Consider the following 17,279-nt stretch of genomic DNA (forward strand, 5'->3'; position numbering starts at 1 on the left):
GAACGACGCGATGAAATACAGAAAGTTGGGGAACACCGGGCTGAACGTGTCGGCGTTAAGCTTTGGGGCGTCTTCGCTGGGAGGCGTGTTCCGGGACGTTCAGCGGGATGAGGGGATACGTACGGTCCATACCGCCATCGACATGGGCATCAATCTGATTGACGTTTCGCCTTATTACGGCCTGACGAAGGCGGAAACCGTGCTGGGCGAAGCGCTGCGGGCGATTCCGCGGGACCGGTATGTTTTGTCCACGAAAGCGGGGCGTTACGGGCAGGATGAATTTGATTTCTCGCGGGAGCGGGTGATTCACAGCGCGGAAGAAAGCATGCGGCGCCTAGGGACGGATTATCTCGATATTTTACTGCTGCACGACATCGAGTTTGGTTCGCTGGAGCAGGTGGTGGAGGAAGGAGTCCCCGCGCTTGAACAGTTGAAAAAATCCGGGAAAATCCGTTTTTTCGGCGTATCCGGCTTGCCCTTGAATATCTTCGAAGCGGTTTTGTCCCGTACCGCTCTGGATGTCATCTTATCGTACTGCCATTATTCTCTGAACGATACTACGCTGCTTGGTCTCCTCCCGCTCTTGGAACGGCTGGGAACCGGCCTGATCAACGCATCGCCGCTGTCCATGGGTTTGCTGAGCAACCGGGACGTGCCGGATTGGCATCCTGCGGGCGAGGACATCAGGGCCGCTTGCCGGCGGGCCGCCGAACATTGCCGGAGTAAAGGAGCGGACATCGCGAAGCTGGCGGTCCAGTTCTCCACGGCGGATGAACGCATTCCGACGACGCTGGTCAGCACGGCAACCCCGGAAAATATCCGCAACAACATTTTGTGGACGGAAGAACCGATGGACGAAGCATTGCTGCGGGAAGTATTGGAGATCCTGAAGCCGGTCGATGGCGCAACGTGGCCGAGCGGACGGCCGGAATGGGGCGGAGAGCCGGTCCGGCGGAGCGGAGGGCGATGATCATGAAGGGCATCATCTGCGAGGAAGTTGGGCGGTTCGTGTTTCGGGAGGATCTGCCGGAGCCGCAAATGCATGAGGGCGAGGCGATCGTAAGGATTCGGAGGATTGGCATTTGCGGAACCGACCTGCACGCGTACCGGGGCAATCAGCCTTATTTTACCTACCCGCGTGTGCTCGGCCACGAACTGGCCGGGACGATCGAGCAAATCGGCGACAACCGGGAAGGGCTGCGGGCCGGCGACCAGGTCAGCGTTGTCCCGTACATGCATTGCGGCCATTGCCGGGCCTGCCTGAGCGGGAAAACGAATTGCTGTCAACATATGAAGGTGCTGGGCGTCCATACGGACGGCGGAATGCGGGAGCGAATCTCCGTGCCAATATCGAGTCTTATCAAGACGGAAGGACTGACGTTGGATCAGGCGGCGATGCTGGAGCCGCTGGCGATCGGCGCGCACGCCGTCCGCCGCTCGGGGCTGGGCGCCGGGGATCAGGCGCTCATCATCGGCGCCGGACCGATCGGGCTTGGCGTGATGGCGATGGCCGGATATGCCGGAGCAAAGGTGATCGCGATGGATGTGAACGACGAGCGTCTGGAATTTTGCAAGGTTTGGGCCAAGGCCGAGCATACGGTGAACGCGCTCCGGGAGCCGCAGGAGCGGCTGGCCGCGCTAACGGACGGCAGCTTCCCGGCATTCGTCATCGATGCTACCGGCAACGTCCCGTCGATGGAAAACGCTTTCGAACTTGTCGGCCATGGCGGCTCTTTGACCTTCGTCGGATTGGTGAAAAGCACGATCACCTTTAGTGATCCTGATTTTCATGCCCGCGAAATGACGCTTCAGGGCAGCAGAAATGCTACGCGGGAGGATTTTGAGCAGGTGCTTGCGGCCGTATCGGCGGGATGCATGGATATCGGCCGTTACATTACCCACCGCTGCGGATTCGAAGACATGATCGGGCAGTTCGACAGCTGGCTCAAGCCTGAATCGAAAGTGATCAAGGCTTTGGTGGAACTGGACTGATCGCTGAACATATATGCTATTTTGGCGGATTGGAGGAGCAGTATGACCAGTTTGGAACAGAAGCACCGCTTATGGTACAGGAAACCTGCGGCCGAATGGAACGAAGCGCTTCCGATCGGCAACGGGCGGCTTGGCGCGATGATCTTCGGGGGCACGGCTGAGGAGAAGCTTCAGCTCAACGAGGATTCGGTATGGTACGGCGGCCCGCGCGATCGCAACAATGAAGACGCGCTGCCCCATTTGCCCCAAATACGCAAGCTGATTATGGAGGGACGGCTGCAGGAGGCGGAGGAACTGGCGGCGCTGACGATGACGGGGCTGCCCGAAGCGCAACGCCATTATTTGCCGCTCGGCGATCTGCTGCTGTCGTTCGCTGATCACGAACAGCCTGCCCAAGACTACATGCGGGAGCTTGATCTGGAGAATGGCGTATCCCGGATCAGCTATCGGATCGGCGAGGTGCGGTACACCCGCGAGCTGTTTGCCAGTTATCCGGATCAGGCGATCGTCATCCGGGTTTCCGCCGACAAGGAGAAGGCGATATCTTTCAAGGCCCGGTTTAACCGGCAGAATTGGAGATACCTGGAGAAGTCGGAGAAATGGGGGTTATCCGGGCTGGTTATGCGCGGAGAGTGCGGGGGCAAAGGCGGCGGCGCTTTTTGCGCCGTAATGAAGGCGGTCCCGGAAGGCGGCGACTGCCGGACCCTTGGCGACCACCTGCTGGTGAACGGAGCGGATGCGGTGACGCTGCTGCTGGCTGCCGGCACGACCTTTCGCCACCCGGACCCGGAGCTTTACGGCAAGCGGCGGTTGGATGAGTCCAGCAGGGTTCCCTACACCGAGCTTCTGGCCCGGCATATCGCGGATTACCGCGAGCTGTACGGGCGGGTTGGCCTGAAGCTGCCGGAAAGTCCGGGCAAAGACGCGCTGCCGACCGATGATAGGCTGGAGCTGTTTCGGCAGGGCGCTGAGGATCACGGGCTGATCGCGACCTATTTCCAATTTGGCCGATACCTGCTCATTTCCTCCAGCCGCCCGGGTTCCTTGCCCGCAAACCTTCAGGGAATATGGAACAACAGCTATTTACCGCCATGGGACAGTAAATTCACGATTAATATCAATGCGCAAATGAATTACTGGCCGGCGGAAAACTGCAATTTGACCGAGTGCCACGAGCCTTTGTTCGATTTGATCGAGCGAATGCGGGAGCCCGGCCGGGTAACGGCCAGGGTCATGTACGGCTGCCGGGGATTTACGGCGCATCACAATACGGATATCTGGGCAGACACGGCACCGCAGGATAAGTATCTTCCGGCTTCCTACTGGCCGATTGGCGCCGCTTGGTTATGCCTGCACCTGTGGGAGCATTACCGGTTTACCCAGGACCGTTTCTTCCTTGCGCGGGCGTATGAGACGATGAAGGAGGCGGCATTGTTCCTGCTCGATTATTTGATCGAAGACGATGAAGGGCGCCTGATTACTTGTCCGTCCGTCTCCCCGGAGAACAGCTACAGGCTGCCGAATGGTGAGACAGGGGTGCTCTGCGCCGGGGCCTCGATGGATTTTCAGATTATCGATGCGCTGTTCGGCGCCTGCATCCGCAGTGCGGAAATCATCGGACGGGACGAGGTCTTCCGCGGGGAGCTGGCCGCCGCCCTGAAGCGGCTCCCCAAACCGCAGATTGGCAAATACGGGCAGATACAGGAATGGATGGAGGATTACGAGGAGATGGAGCCGGGACATCGCCACATCTCTCATTTATTTGCATTATACCCGGGCGAAGCTTTCAGCCTGGAAGGCACGCCGGAATTGGCCCAAGCCGCCCGGACAACGCTGGAACGCAGGCTGGCGAGCGGCGGCGGCCACACCGGCTGGAGCCGGGCGTGGATCATCAATTTCTGGGCCCGTCTGCAGGATGGGGGCAAAGCTTACGAGAACGTGAGGGCGCTGCTGGACCATTCCACGCTGCCTAACCTTTTCGACAACCATCCTCCGTTTCAAATCGACGGCAATTTCGGCGGAACGGCAGGCATTGCCGAAATGCTGCTGCAAAGCCACGCCGGGGTGATCCGGCTGCTGCCCGCTTTGCCAGACAACTGGAGCGAGGGGAGCGTCAAAGGGCTGCGTGCCCGGGGCGGCTTTACCGTCGACTTCTCCTGGATGGAGGGCATGATAACGGAAGCGGTCGTGACTTGCGCGGTTTCCGGACCTTGCCGCTTGGAAGCGCCTGGTCTTGACCCCGTTACGTTTGCGGGCGAGGCCGGACGCTCTTATACGTTTAGTAAAAAGACGGGGCGTGATCATTAAAAACTCAACTTTCGGTGCGATCAGCACGAAAACCTATAAGCAGGGGAGCATGGGGATGACAGCGATGGAATGATGCGGAGCTTGAAGCCGCTATTCAGGACCTTGAATGTGCTGAAACCTTTACATGGAAGGCACTATATGCCACTCCCGGCACGTTGCGATATAAGGAAGCGGGGGAAATCCAACAAATGCAAAAGTGCAGGCGGTTTTCGTCGAAATTCCTCGAAACAGGTGGTTCAGATCACTAGCCATGCAAACAACCTGACATGAAAAGTTAAAATTATGGTTCAATTACTATTTTAGTAATTAATTAAATATATTTACAGGTTTATTTCGGTCTTAGATTCAAAAAGGAGAATGTCCGCGGAGAAGTGGTACAGTTTTCCTTTTAATGGAAATATGCAGTTCGACCTATCGCACGATAACTTTCTTTTGAACCGGTTGCGGCTCACGGGGAGCCGGCAAGCGCTGCCTGCCCTTAGAGGTGCGCGACGGCTTTCGTTCTAGCGCCTGTAGTAACGCCGCCCACGGATAATGGGCATAGATGCGTATCAGTTTAAGGACCTCCCATGCAGTCTTTGAGGTCGCGGTCTGAAGGCGAACGAGCGTGCAGAGCGCAAATGCAATGAGCACTAAGTACAACTGATTCCAGATGCCCTGTGGTGAGTAGCTAAACACCTTCACCATCCGCAAGTGCTGCTTGATCCATTTGAAGAACAGTTCGATGAGCCAGCGATACTTATACATCTGTGCAATTTCCACTGCGGGGACCTCAAAGCAATTGGTAATCAGGAAATACTCCTTCTCTTCTTCGTCGCGAAAGACGATGAGCCGCAACCGGCGACTGCATTTGTTGAGGAGTACTTTGCGATCCGACACGATGAAGCTCCGATCGGCTTTGGGGATCCGGAAGTCCCGTGTCACGACGAACTGCGTATTCTCGCGAATGCGGGAGACAAAGTTGATTTTGTTCGCCGGCTGGTCCCATCGTTCAAAGTGTTCATGCTTTTGGAACCCGCGGTCCATGACGTGAATGGCCTCGGGGTCGGTCACGAGCTCAAGCGACAATTCCGTCTCATTTACATCTACGGTGCTGGCGATTATTCGGTCGGGATAGACGAGTTTCGCCGGATCCGCGACCACCACGCGCGTATGCATTTTGACTCCGTGTTTGCTTTTGGAGTAATTCGCCCAACTGGCCCGCTGCAAGGGCAGCGTCAGCTCGGTCGCATCCAGAAGGCATAGCTTTTTCCCACCGGGCAGTTTGTCCGGTCGATCCGGATGGAGATGCTGAATCGCTTGGACCAATTTCACAAATACAGCTTGCAGCGTGTCGGTGCACAGGGTGGTCGTTTTCCGGGACAACGTCGATGGGCTGATGGACGAAAGCCCGGTAATTTCTTGCAACGGCACATGCGCCTGCAGTTGTTCGGTGATCATGTCGTACGACGTGGCGCCGAGCAGTTGGCCCGCGACATGCAGTTGAATGGTGTTTCCGGTGAAGAGCTTCTTTGCCCAGTGATCGCCCAGAAGTGAACGGAAATCTTGAAGCTCCAGCAACTTTAGGCATTGACAAATGGTCGATAAATTCGGTACGTTATCCATGGGAATTTCTCCTTTTGTGAGTGTGACGGATAACGTGTGCCACACTTCCACATTAGGAGAATTTTTTTTACTTGGGAAGACCAAATTCTGGAAAGTGCTTGAACTTTTTCGTTCCCTTTAATTCCTAACGTTTTATGTTAGATTTTACGCATGGCTAGTGGGTTCAGATGCGAAAGTACAGTTCATTTCGGGGCAAAAGCTACTTTTTTATCGTATATCCCCAAAAGAGATGCATTTTGCATTTCAACCGCTCTAAAATGGAGATTTGCGGAGAATGGAAAGCACTTTTGCAGTTGATCCCATCGGGGCTCTCCATGGCCTAGGTAACGTTCCATTTTAAAGCTAGAACGTGTTTCGACCCGCTGGAAAAATGTGCTTAATTGGTGTCATTTTCGTCGCCTCTTTTTAATAATGTGCGGCCCATGCTTCCAACCGGAAAGGAAGATGGGCTTTTTTTTGCATTTCCGGCAAAAGCCCGTTTATGTAATTTAATATTTCAAAAGAAAGTTCAATAAACTCAATAAAAATTCTATTAAATTTTATCGCCAATCCATTTATAGTGAAATTGTAAAAATGTAATATATTTCTATTATATGATTTTTAAGGAGGTTGATCGGCCGTAAAAGCTTATTGAAGATTTGATCTCCGGTTGATTCCATTCAGAGGTTAAACGAAAGGAGAGGTGAAAGTAATACAAAAGAATACTGCACAGGATCAAAATATTTTTGAGAATCCGATTATATGGGCGGATGTGCCCGATCCCGATGCAATCAGAATTGGAAACGCTTACTATATGACGAGCACAACAATGCACATGAACCCGGGTGTGCCGATCATGAAATCCTATGATCTCGTCAATTGGGAAATTGTGAACTATGTTTACGATACACTGGGGGATTTGGACGCGCAAGCTTTACGGAATGGCCAAAATGAGTATGGCAAGGGCTCGTGGGCCAGCAGTCTTCGATATCATAACGGCACCTATTATGCAGTTTTTTCATCCAGCATAGCGGGGAAGACCTTCATCTACCGGACGCAAGATATCGAAAACGGTCCGTGGACAAGCTCCACGATCGGTTTTTACCATGATATGTCTTTGCTGTTTGACGATGATGGGAGAGTGTACCTCGTTCATGGGAGCGGAGATATTCGCCTTACCGAACTCACCTCGGATGCCGCCGCCGTCAAACCGGGCGGGTTAAATCAGGTCATTATCCCCAACGCCAGTTTGGCAGCGGGTCCTAACGTAGGCCTTCCGGCCGAGGGGGCGCATATTCAAAAAATCAACGGCAAGTATTACGTCTTCCTGATCACCTGGCCGCAGGGAGCCGGCCGCACCCAATTGGTGTTTAGAGCCGATCGTATTACAGGTCCTTATGAAGGGCGGGTCGCTTTGGACTATGCCGGTATAGCTCAAGGCGGAATCGTGGATACGCCGGACGGAAAATGGTATGGCCTGTTATTTCAGGATCATGGCTCCGTAGGACGCATTCCCTTCATTGTCCCTGTCACCTGGCAAAACAACTGGCCGGTATTCGGCGTAAACGGCCAAGTCCCTACGCAGATGCAAAAGCCGGTCGCCGGCGTGAATTCGAATGAATGGTTTGTGGCCTCCGATGAATTCAATCAGTCCCGGCTTTCGCTGGTATGGCAGTGGAATCACAATCCCGACAACAATCTTTGGTCGCTTACGGCGCGTTCAGGATATCTGAGACTGACGACCGGAAGAACCAGCACAAGTATTTTGGATGCCCGTAACTCGCTGACGCAAAGAACCGTTGGTCCGGAAAGCTCCGGACGGATCGCAATAGACGTAAGCCGCATGAAAAACGGCGATTATGCGGGGCTTGCGGCGCTTCAAAAGAACTACGGGCTTGTTGGCGTCAAAATGTCCGGCAATTCCAAATCGGTCGTGATGGTTAACGGCAGTTCGGCAACCCCGGTGGAAGTGGCCAGCGTGCCGCTTACACAGAACAATGTATATTTAAAAGTGGAAATGGACTTCAAAAACAAAACCGATAAAGCCTATTTTTATTACAGTTTGGACGGCAACCGGTGGACGGCGATCGGCAACAGGCTGCAGATGAGCTACACCATTCCGCATTTCATGGGTTATCGGTTTGCCATCTTTAATTATGCGACTCAATCGGCCGGCGGATACGTGGATGTCGATTATTTCCGAATCGAAAACCGGATGACGGGAACGGAGTGATCATCCGGAGAATCCCCCGTGCAAAGCGGCTCGATTTCCAAAATTCATTATTGGGAGGCGATTTTATGTATTTGTTAAAGTCAAAATTTGTGCATGTATTGACCGCTTTGGTCATGGTGGTATCTTTGCTGGTGTTTTCCTCGCCGCAAATCGCGAATGCCGGGCTTGTGTCAGGCTCCAAATTTTTAGGCAACATTATCGCTGGCTATGTTCCCTCCAATTTCACTGCTTATTGGAACCAAGTCACACCTGAGAACTCCACAAAATGGGGTTCCGTCGAAGGCGTACGCGGTTCCATGAACTGGTCGCAAGCGGATATGGCCTACAACTACGCCAAGGCCAACGGCTTACCGTTCAAATTCCATACGCTCGTATGGGGAAACCAAGAGCCGGTGTGGATTTCCGGGCTGCCGGCTGCGAATCAAAAGGCGGAAGTTACCGAATGGATTCAAGCGGCCGGTCAAAAATACCGCAACGCGGAATTCGTCGACGTTGTGAACGAACCGCTGCACGCCAAGCCTTCTTACCGGAATGCGATCGGCGGCGACGGCTCTACGGGATGGGATTGGGTCATCTGGTCGTTCGAGCAAGCGAGAAAGGCGTTCCCGAATTCCAAACTATTGATTAACGAATACGGCATAATCAGCGATCCGAATGCGGCGCGGCAATACGTTCAGATCATAAACTTGCTGAAGGCCAGAGGTTTGATCGACGGCATCGGCATTCAATGTCACTATTTCAACATGAATACCGTTTCCGTAAGCACGATGAACAGCGTCCTCGGCACGCTGTCTGCCACCGGGCTGCCGATCTACGTCTCGGAGTTGGATATGACGGGCGACGACGCGACTCAATTGCAAAGATACCAGCAAAAGTTTCCGGTGCTGTGGGAACACCCGAACGTGAAAGGCATCACGCTCTGGGGGTATATTCAAGGACAAACATGGGAGGACGGATCTCATCTTATCACCAGCTCGGGCGCCGAACGTCCGGCCATGAAATGGTTGAAGGGTTATCTTGCCGGAAGACGATAACGGTACGGCGGATCATAACTGGAGATTCAACGTTTATTAGATAACTCATGCAAAGAGGGGAATGAAATGAAAAATAGCAGTCGAATGAAAGCTTTATTATTGGCCTTTGTCATACTGTGGGCAGGAGTGTTGAACGGACAGGTTGCACAGGCGGAAACAGCGGCCATCGCTAAAACTCCGGGCAACTCCAACCCATTAATGGATCACAAGCTTGGGGCCGATCCATCCGCGCTGGTCTATAACGGTAGAGTCTATATTTATATGTCAAGCGATGCTTATGAATATGACAGTAACGGAAAGATCAAGGCCAACTCGTTCAGCAATTTAAATAAAGTGCATCTGATCTCATCCGACGATATGGTGAATTGGACGGATCACGGGGCTATTCCGGTGGCTGGGTCAGGCGGCATCGCCAAATGGGCGTCGGGTTCTTGGGCACCGGCCGCAGCGCACAAAAAAATAAATGGCCAGGATAAGTTTTTCCTTTATTTTGCCAATAGCGCTGGAGGGATCGGCGTACTCACGGCGGATAGTCCGATCGGACCGTGGACGGATCCGCTGGGAAAAGCGCTGGTTTCCTGGAGTACCCCGGGAGTCAGCGGCGTTGTTTGGTTATTTGATCCGGCTGTGCTGGTAGATGATAACGGCTCCGGCTACTTATATTTTGGCGGGGGAATTCCTGGCGGTGATAATCCAACTCAAAATCAATGGGCAAGTCCCAAGACGGCCCGCGTCATCAAATTAAGCAGCGATATGATTCATATCGAAGGCAGTGCGCAATTGATTGACGCCCCCTTCTTTTTCGAGGATTCAGGGATCCATAAGTATAACGGAAAATACTATTATTCCTATTGCTCCAACTTTGGCGGAAATCATCCGGCGGGCAGCCCGCCTCCCGGTGAAATCGCCTATATGGTGAGCAACAACCCCATGGGGCCGTATACTTACGTGAAATCCATCTTGAGGAATCCGGCTGTGTTCTTCGGCGTCGGGGGCAATAATCACCACACCATTTTTAGCTTTAATAATAAGTGGTATATTACCTACCATGCCCAAACCGTCAGCAAAGCCCTTTTAGGTGACGGCATGGGGTACCGTTCCCCGCATATCAATGAACTGACGTATAGCGGGAATGAAATCGTACCGGTTCAGGGCACGATGCAGGGTGTTTCGCAAACAAAGCATCTGAATCCGTATCAAAGAACCGAGGCGGAAACCATCGGGTGGAACGGCGGCATTCTGACCGAAGTTTCCCAAGCGCCGGGCGGCATGGTGCCAAGCGTAAATATGAATGTAACCGATATCCACAACGGGGACTGGGTTGCAGTGGGGAACGCCGATTTCGGATCAACCGGCGCAACATCGTTTAAAGCTAACGTCGCGTCAACGGTGGTAGGACAAATCGAAATTCGCCTCGACAGTCCGAAGGGCCAGGTGATCGGCACGCTTAATGTCACTCCTACAGGGGGGAACCAGGTTTGGAGATTGCAAGAAACGAATGTTAATCGTGTGACAGGGGTTCATAATATTTACTTTATGTTTAAAGGCGCCAGCGGCCAGCGTCTGTTCAACTTCGATTATTGGCAGTTTGCGACTTCTTCCGGTGGGGAGACGCCGGTTGAAAACGGCCGCGTATATAAGCTTCAGAACGTACACAGCAACATGGTGATCGGCATTGCCAATATGTCCACGGCCAACGGCGGGCAGGCGGTCCAATGGGATGACAACGGTACGGCGGATCATGAATGGCGGTTTGAGCGCTTAGACAGCGGTTATTACAAGCTGACGAATATCCACAGCGGCAAAGTGCTGGGTATAGAAAACATGTCCACGGCCAGAGGAGCTTCCGCCGTACAGTGGGACGACAATGGCACGGCCGATCATGAATGGCAGCTCGCGCCGCTGGGCGATGGCAGCTACAAATTGGTCAACCGCCACAGCGGTATGGTGCTCGGCGTGGACGGCATGTCCAGGGAAGCAGGCGCAAAAATCGTGCAATGGGACGATAACGGCACCGCAGACCATAACTGGAGATTCATGTTGGTCAGGTAACGAATAAGAAATGGCGGTGCAGGGATAACTCCCTTGCACCGCCATTTCTTTGCTTTTTACATGTTTTTTATAACCGATTGCGGTTCCGGTACAGCAAAATCATAAAAAACGGGGCCCCGATCGCGGCCGTTAAAACGCCGGCGGGGACGTCCCGGGGCAAAAAAGCGGTGCGGGCGATCAGATCGGCAATGAGCAGGATCAAAGCGCCCAGCAGCGCGCTGATCGGGAGCACGCCGGAAAAGGACGGCCCCGCCAGTTTGCGGGCCATATGCGGCGCCATCAGGCCGATAAAGGCGATTGCGCCGCCGATGGCCACGGCGGAACCGGCGAGCGAAACGCTTAGGGCGATCAGCAGCAGACGCTGCAGCTGCACGCGGGCGCCGACGCTCGTGGCGATATCATCGCCGAGGGCCTGGATGTTGACCTGGCGGGCTTGCAGCCAGGTGAGGGCCAGCAATACAGCCGTCCAAGGCAACAGTGTCAGCACGTCATTTTCCCACGACACGCCATAGATACTGCCGGTCATGAATGTGAGCGATTGGCTGGCCAATTGCAAAGGACCGGAGATGATCAGCATGAACGACAGCGATTTAATGGCGGCGGACACGCCGATCCCGATCAGGATGATCCTCAAGGGAGACACGCCCTTTTTCCAGGCCAGCACATACAGTAACGCCGTGACGAGAAACGCGCCGCCGATCGCGGCGAGCGGCATCCAGTGAATCGAGATGCTGCCCTGAAACAGAAAGATGAACAAGATGGCGCCTAGCGAAGCGCCTTCCGTAATGCCGGCCACATCGGGCGAAGCGAGCGGGTTGCGGATGACGCCCTGCAGAATGGCCCCGGCCACCGCCAAAGATGCGCCGACCAGCGCGGCGATAATGATCCGCGGCAGCCGGATTTTTTGCACGATAACCTGATCCCCGGCTTCAGCCATGCCGAATAAAGATTTGATAACGGTAAGGGGAGGAATATATTTGCTGCTGACGGCAACGCTGATGACCATAACCGCCAAACATACTACGGACAACAACAGGCAGATCCAAATCGTTCTTTTTTTCTTCGCCAGTATGGTCGATTTGGCGGCCGAGACTTCAAGTTTGCCGGGCTTGGCCATCAGTTTTTCACCCCTTTTCTTGCGATATATACGAAAAACGGTACTCCGAGCAGCGCGGTCATGACCCCGACCGGAACTTCCTTGGGCATGGCGATGTACCTTGAGCCGATGTCGGCCGACACCAAGAGCAAGGCCCCGAACAAGGCGCAGTAAGGCAAGATCCAGCGGTAATCCGCGCCTATGAAATAGCGGACGATATGCGGGATAATGATCCCGACAAACGCGATCGGACCGGCTACCGCAACCGACCCTCCGGCGAGCAGAATCACGGCCGCCGTAGCCAAAGTTTTAATTCGGCCCGTGCGTTGCCCGAGCCCTTGCGCTACGGTATCTCCCATTGCCAGGATATTCAGCTGTCCGGACAGAAGGAGAGCGATAACCATCCCGGCCCCCATATAAGGAAGAACGGCAACGAGTTGGTCCATTCCCCGTCCCGCAACGGATCCGACCAGCCAGACGAGCACCTGATCGAACATTTTGCCGTCGGAGAGCATCAGTCCCTGCGTGAGCGAGTAGAAAAAAGCGGCCATCGAAGCGCCGGCAAGCGTGATTTTGAGCGGCGTCATGCCGTCACGTCCGATGCTTCCGAGCAAAAACACGACCATTCCGCTTAAGGCCGCTCCGGTCAAAGCAACCCAGGTAAGGGGCTGCATGCCCGATATGCCCAGCCACCCGGTCGCCAGGATAATGAAGAAGGCCGCGCCGGAGTTAACGCCAAGCGTGCTCGGCGAAGCGATCGGGTTGCGGGTGACGACCTGCATCAGCGCTCCCGCAACCGCGAGGCAAGCGCCGACAGCGGCGGCGATAAAGGCCCGCGGTACCCGGGCCGTCTGAATGAGCAGATGCTCGTTGCTGCCGTTTGGGCGGACAAACGATTCCCACACGGTACCGAAAGGGATGTCCGTCACGCCGAAGCTGATGCTGCAAACGAGGGCTGCGGCCAGGGCAAATAGCGAAATCAATAAGCCGAAACCTTTCATGAGGCAAATTCCCACTTTCCAGTTCAAGAAAATAATATCCATTAAATATTAGAAGATGCGGTGCGGACTGTCAATGATTATGAGAATCATTCTTAATGGATTGACAAGAGGTCTGACATGCTTTATAGTTTTGAACATCGTGGTGAAGATGATAATCATTATCACCTATAACAAGTACTTTGCAGACATATTTTTAAGGGGGATCATTAATGAGCTTTACTCGTAATCACATCATCCGAAAACGCGCCGTATGGTGGGGGCTCGCCATTTTGGCGCTCATGCTGGCGCTGAGCGGATGCGGAAGCAATCAAAGCCAAGGAGCTTCCGATAATACCACCAAAGCGTCAAACGGGACGCCTTCCGCGGAGAATGGTAACTCTAGCGGTAATACGGCCGCCGGCGCTGTCCGTACCGTTAAACATGCGATGGGAGAGACGAAAATAGAAGGTACGCCGAAGCGGGTCGTCGTTTTGACCAATGAAGGCACGGAAGCGCTGCTTGCTCTGGGAGTTAAACCGGTCGGCGCCGTCCGCTCCTGGACGGGGGACCCATGGTATGCGCATATTAAAGACGAGATGGACGGGGTTGAAGTAGTTGGCGAGGAGAGCCAGCCGAATCTGGAATTGATCGCCGGACTGCAGCCTGATTTGATCATCGGGAACAAGATGCGCCAGGAGAAAGTTTACGAGCAACTAAATGCGATCGCGCCTACGGTGATGTCCGAAGACCTGCGCGGCAACTGGATGGACAACTTCAAGCTGTACGCCGAAGCGCTTGGAATGACCGACAAAGGCGACGAACTGCTGGCCGCCTTCGAAGCGCGGATCGAAGACTTTAAAGCCAAAGCCGGCGATAAGCTGAAAGAAACGGTATCAGTGGTCCGGTTCATGGACGGCAAAACCCGCGTATATCACACGAACACGTTCTCCGGAATTATTTTTGAGCAGCTTGGCATCGCCAGAAATGAAATGACGAAAAACGCCAAAGATACGTTCGTCGATGAAATTACGAAAGAACGGTTGTCCGAAGCGGACGCCGACCGGTTGTTCTACTTTACTTATGACATAGGCGACGGCAAAGCCAACCAGACCGAACTGGACTGGACGAACGATCCGCTGTGGAAAAACCTGAACGCGGTGAAAAACGGCAAAGCCTATAAAGTGGACGACGCCATCTGGAATACTGCCGGCGGCATCAAAGCGGCAAATCTGATGCTTGACCAGCTGTCCGAGATATACGGGCTTGAAAAGTAACTTAAATATTTAAAGGCTGCACAGTAAGAGGCCGTTTCCAACCATGGGAACCGGCCTCTTTTGATTTCACGCTGGGGAATCGCTAGCTGTCGCGGAAATCAGGGAAAATGTTTTCGGCGTTATTTCGCCGTCCGGGCGAACCTCCCCAAGATTTCCGTGGACTGCACCACGTTCATGAATGCCTGCGGGTCGGTTTCGGCCACCGCTTTGCGGACGGCGGCCAGTTCGTATCGCGTCGTTACCGTCATGAGCATATAATTTTTCTCTTCACTGTACCCGCCCTCCGAGTGGATGCACGTGATGCCGTGATGCAGCTGGCGCAAGCGGCAAAGCATTTTCTCTTTTTGCTTGGTGATGATAAAGCAGGTCACCTTGATATGTCCGACATGGATCATGTCGACGACCTTGCCTTTGACGAAGGTCGACAGCATGGAGTAGAGGGCCAGGTCCCAGCTCTGCAGAAATCCGAGCGCCACGATCACGATGCCGTTCAAGAGGAACAAAATGTTGCCCATGGCCACGTCATGTTTACGGGTAACGATCGATCCGAGAATATCGAAGCCGCCGGTCGAGCCGCCTACGCGCAGCGAAAAGCCGATGCCCGCCGCCGAGATGATCCCGCCGCACACGGCGCCGAGAATCGGGTCGTTGGTCACCTGGATCTGCGGGATGATCGCCATAAACCACGTCGTGCTCGCGACGGAAATACAGCTTAAAATGATGTACCGCCGCCCGACCGCTTTCCAGCCCCAGGCGATAAGAGGGACATTCAGCAGAAAGTACAGAATCGATATATTCCAGTCCGTAAAATAACCGATAAAGGAGGCAACCCCTGTCAGCCCGCCGGACAGCAGCTTGTGGGGGATCAGAAACAAATTAAGCCCGGCGGCGACGAGCAGCGCGGAAACGAGGATGATTCCCACTTCCTGAGCCGGTTTTAAGGCGGCTTTGACCGGTTTGGGGATGATCGGAACATATTGATTCAGGTTCATGTCTAACCCTTCTTTTCTTTAAAGGTTGTGCAAAAAGTCTTCTTTCCATGACGGAGCAGTTCATGATGTCGGCATCGAGATATTTCGATAAAAAATTGTTATCGGATTAAATTATCATTTTTATCACTCATAAGGACTATGATCTGCGTCACGAAAAACAATGTTCAATAATATGTCATTCCGTTTTTGCCGGGCGGTTATACGTTTTTTCCATGATTTATTTTGCCTTGTCTTTCTGTGCTTTTGAGGAACCGGGCCGGACTTATTTTAAAAGCATGGTTTATATATGGTCGTCCGGCATGGGAAAAGCTGAATCGGGGCATGTTATGGATAATTCTTGATTGAAAGAAAGGGATATCCATGGTAAAAAGAAAAGGAAACGGTCCGGCGGCGGAGGGCGCCAATGAAGCGGACCTGAAGCAGTTCAAAGCGGAGGTTATGCGGCGTGAAGGTTATCCTGTCGATCCGCAGCATCCGGACGACGTGAAATACGAGGTGGCCGAATCGCTTGGCGTGCCGCTAAAGGAAGGCGATAACGGGGATTTGACCTCGGAGGAGGCCGGTAAAATCGGCGGTGCCATCGGCGGCTCGATGGTCCGGGAAATGATCCGTTTGGCCAAGCAGAAGCTGAGCGATTCGCAGCGGTAAGCGTATTATGGCTGGGGCGAACTTGAAGGCATCGCCGGCGTCTCGCCCCGGTCAACATCGTGATCGATTGGAGGAAACAGGCCATGAACGAGCTCGATCGGCTGGAAGCATACTTATCGGAATGGGTGGAAACGAGCCGGCTGGAAAGCGCAAAGGGGACCGTGGCCACGTACATTCCCGAATTGTCGAAATCGCCCAAGCATCTGCTGGGGATTCATCTGATCGATGCGGGAGGAAGATCTGTAAGCGTTGGAGATGCCCAGGCTCCGTTTACGATGCAGAGCATCTCTAAGGTGTTTACGTTGATCCTTGCGTTGATGGATCATGGAGAAGAAGCGGTTTTTTCCAAGGTGGGCATGGAGCCTACGGGCGACAACTTTAATTCGATCATGAAGCTCGAGCTGGTGCAGCCGGCGATTCCGTTTAACCCGCTGATCAACGCGGGGGCGATCGTGGTGTCTTCGATGATCAAAGGCGACGGCGCGTTGAACAAATCGGCCCGCATCCTGGATTTTTTTCGCGAATTGGCCGGGAATCCCGCGCTGGATTACAATTTGGAGGTGTACCGGTCGGAGGCGGCGACGGGCCATCTGAACCGCTCGATGGCTTATTTTTTGCTCGATAAAGGGACGCTGGGTTGCGATGTGGAACAGGTGTTGGAGGTTTACTTCCGCCACTGCTCGATCGAGGTAACTTGCGCCGATTTGGCCCGTATGGCTTTGGTGCTGGCTATGGACGGCACGGACCCGATTACCGGCAAGGAGCTGGTTCCCCGGCGCTTTGTGCAGATCGCCAAAACGTTTATGGTGACTTGCGGAATGTACAACGGCTCGGGCGAATTTGCGATCGGAGCGGGATTGCCGGCCAAGAGCGGCGTATCGGGCGGGATTTTGTCCCTTGTGCCCGGGCGCTGGGGAATTGGCGTGGTAGGACCGGCGCTAAACCCGAAAGGAAACAGTATCGCGGGCGTCCATTTGCTGGAGCGGTTGTCGCGCGAGTTTAACTGGAGCATTTTTTAAGATGATAAGAATTTATGATGCGGTTCATTTCCGGTCAAAAGCTGCTTATTATCGAATAGACTCAAAAG

13 protein-coding genes are annotated in these 17,279 nt (G+C 53.8%); 9 read left to right on the top strand and 4 right to left on the bottom strand.

The features are described 5' to 3' along the window. Positions 1-10: 10 nt before the first annotated feature. Genes DYE26_RS04855 through DYE26_RS04865 form a run of 3 tightly spaced genes read left to right on the top strand, consistent with a single transcriptional unit; the run spans position 11 to position 4,299 of the window. On the top strand, positions 11-970 hold the full coding sequence (locus DYE26_RS04855; RefSeq protein ID WP_036622671.1) for an aldo/keto reductase: 960 nt from the start codon (positions 11-13) through the stop codon (positions 968-970). A gap of 2 nt (positions 971-972) precedes the next feature. After that, positions 973-1,992, top strand: a complete 1,020-nt coding sequence (locus DYE26_RS04860; RefSeq protein ID WP_036622673.1) for a zinc-binding alcohol dehydrogenase family protein — start codon at positions 973-975, stop codon at positions 1,990-1,992. A 42-nt stretch (positions 1,993-2,034) separates the two neighbouring features. Beyond that, entirely contained in the window at positions 2,035-4,299 is a 2,265-nt protein-coding gene (locus DYE26_RS04865) for a glycoside hydrolase family 95 protein (protein ID WP_115311179.1), read from the top strand. A 411-nt stretch (positions 4,300-4,710) separates the two neighbouring features. On the opposite strand, the gene DYE26_RS04870 is transcribed toward DYE26_RS04865, so the two are convergent. After that, positions 4,711-5,904, bottom strand: coding sequence for an IS4 family transposase (locus DYE26_RS04870; RefSeq protein WP_115311180.1), 1,194 nt, complete (start codon positions 5,902-5,904; stop codon positions 4,711-4,713). A 682-nt stretch (positions 5,905-6,586) separates the two neighbouring features. Here DYE26_RS04870 and DYE26_RS04875 point away from each other — a divergent pair. The 3 genes from DYE26_RS04875 (at position 6,587) to DYE26_RS04885 (ending at position 11,202) form a co-directional block, all read left to right on the top strand. Beyond that, entirely contained in the window at positions 6,587-8,116 is a 1,530-nt protein-coding gene (locus DYE26_RS04875) for a glycoside hydrolase family 43 protein (protein ID WP_227872742.1), read from the top strand. A gap of 113 nt (positions 8,117-8,229) precedes the next feature. Continuing rightward, positions 8,230-9,150 carry an endo-1,4-beta-xylanase gene (locus tag DYE26_RS04880; RefSeq protein ID WP_227872778.1) on the top strand — a complete coding sequence of 307 codons (921 nt, stop codon included), beginning with the start codon at positions 8,230-8,232 and terminating at the stop codon, positions 9,148-9,150. Between the two features lie 66 nt (positions 9,151-9,216). Next, on the top strand, positions 9,217-11,202 hold the full coding sequence (locus DYE26_RS04885; RefSeq protein ID WP_082207759.1) for an RICIN domain-containing protein: 1,986 nt from the start codon (positions 9,217-9,219) through the stop codon (positions 11,200-11,202). 67 nt (positions 11,203-11,269) lie between these two features. On the opposite strand, the gene DYE26_RS04890 is transcribed toward DYE26_RS04885, so the two are convergent. Continuing rightward, a complete protein-coding gene (locus DYE26_RS04890; protein WP_036622677.1) occupies positions 11,270-12,319 on the bottom strand; it encodes a FecCD family ABC transporter permease in 1,050 nt (349 codons plus the stop codon). Next, on the bottom strand, positions 12,319-13,299 hold the full coding sequence (locus DYE26_RS04895; protein ID WP_036622679.1) for a FecCD family ABC transporter permease: 981 nt from the start codon (positions 13,297-13,299) through the stop codon (positions 12,319-12,321). The genes DYE26_RS04890 and DYE26_RS04895 overlap by 1 nt, the downstream gene beginning before the upstream one ends. Positions 13,300-13,508: 209 nt before the next feature. On the opposite strand from DYE26_RS04895, the gene DYE26_RS04900 reads away from it, so the two are divergent. After that, positions 13,509-14,552 carry an ABC transporter substrate-binding protein gene (locus DYE26_RS04900; RefSeq protein WP_036622681.1) on the top strand — a complete coding sequence of 348 codons (1,044 nt, stop codon included), beginning with the start codon at positions 13,509-13,511 and terminating at the stop codon, positions 14,550-14,552. A gap of 119 nt (positions 14,553-14,671) precedes the next feature. On the opposite strand, the gene DYE26_RS04905 is transcribed toward DYE26_RS04900, so the two are convergent. Next, entirely contained in the window at positions 14,672-15,544 is an 873-nt protein-coding gene (locus tag DYE26_RS04905; protein WP_051985418.1) for a YitT family protein, read from the bottom strand. Positions 15,545-15,904: 360 nt separating this feature from the next. Between DYE26_RS04905 and DYE26_RS04910 the strand changes: the two genes are divergently transcribed. Both DYE26_RS04910 and glsA read left to right on the top strand, forming a co-directional pair. Next, positions 15,905-16,192, top strand: coding sequence for a small, acid-soluble spore protein, alpha/beta type (locus tag DYE26_RS04910; protein ID WP_172531693.1), 288 nt, complete (start codon positions 15,905-15,907; stop codon positions 16,190-16,192). A gap of 83 nt (positions 16,193-16,275) precedes the next feature. Further along, positions 16,276-17,211 (top strand): glutaminase A, encoded by a 936-nt coding sequence (gene glsA, locus DYE26_RS04915; protein ID WP_036622683.1) that lies wholly within the window; start codon positions 16,276-16,278, stop codon positions 17,209-17,211. Positions 17,212-17,279: the final 68 nt, after the last annotated feature.

It is taken from the genome of Paenibacillus macerans, assembly GCF_900454495.1.
GTDB classification, from domain to species: domain Bacteria; phylum Bacillota; class Bacilli; order Paenibacillales; family Paenibacillaceae; genus Fontibacillus; species Fontibacillus macerans.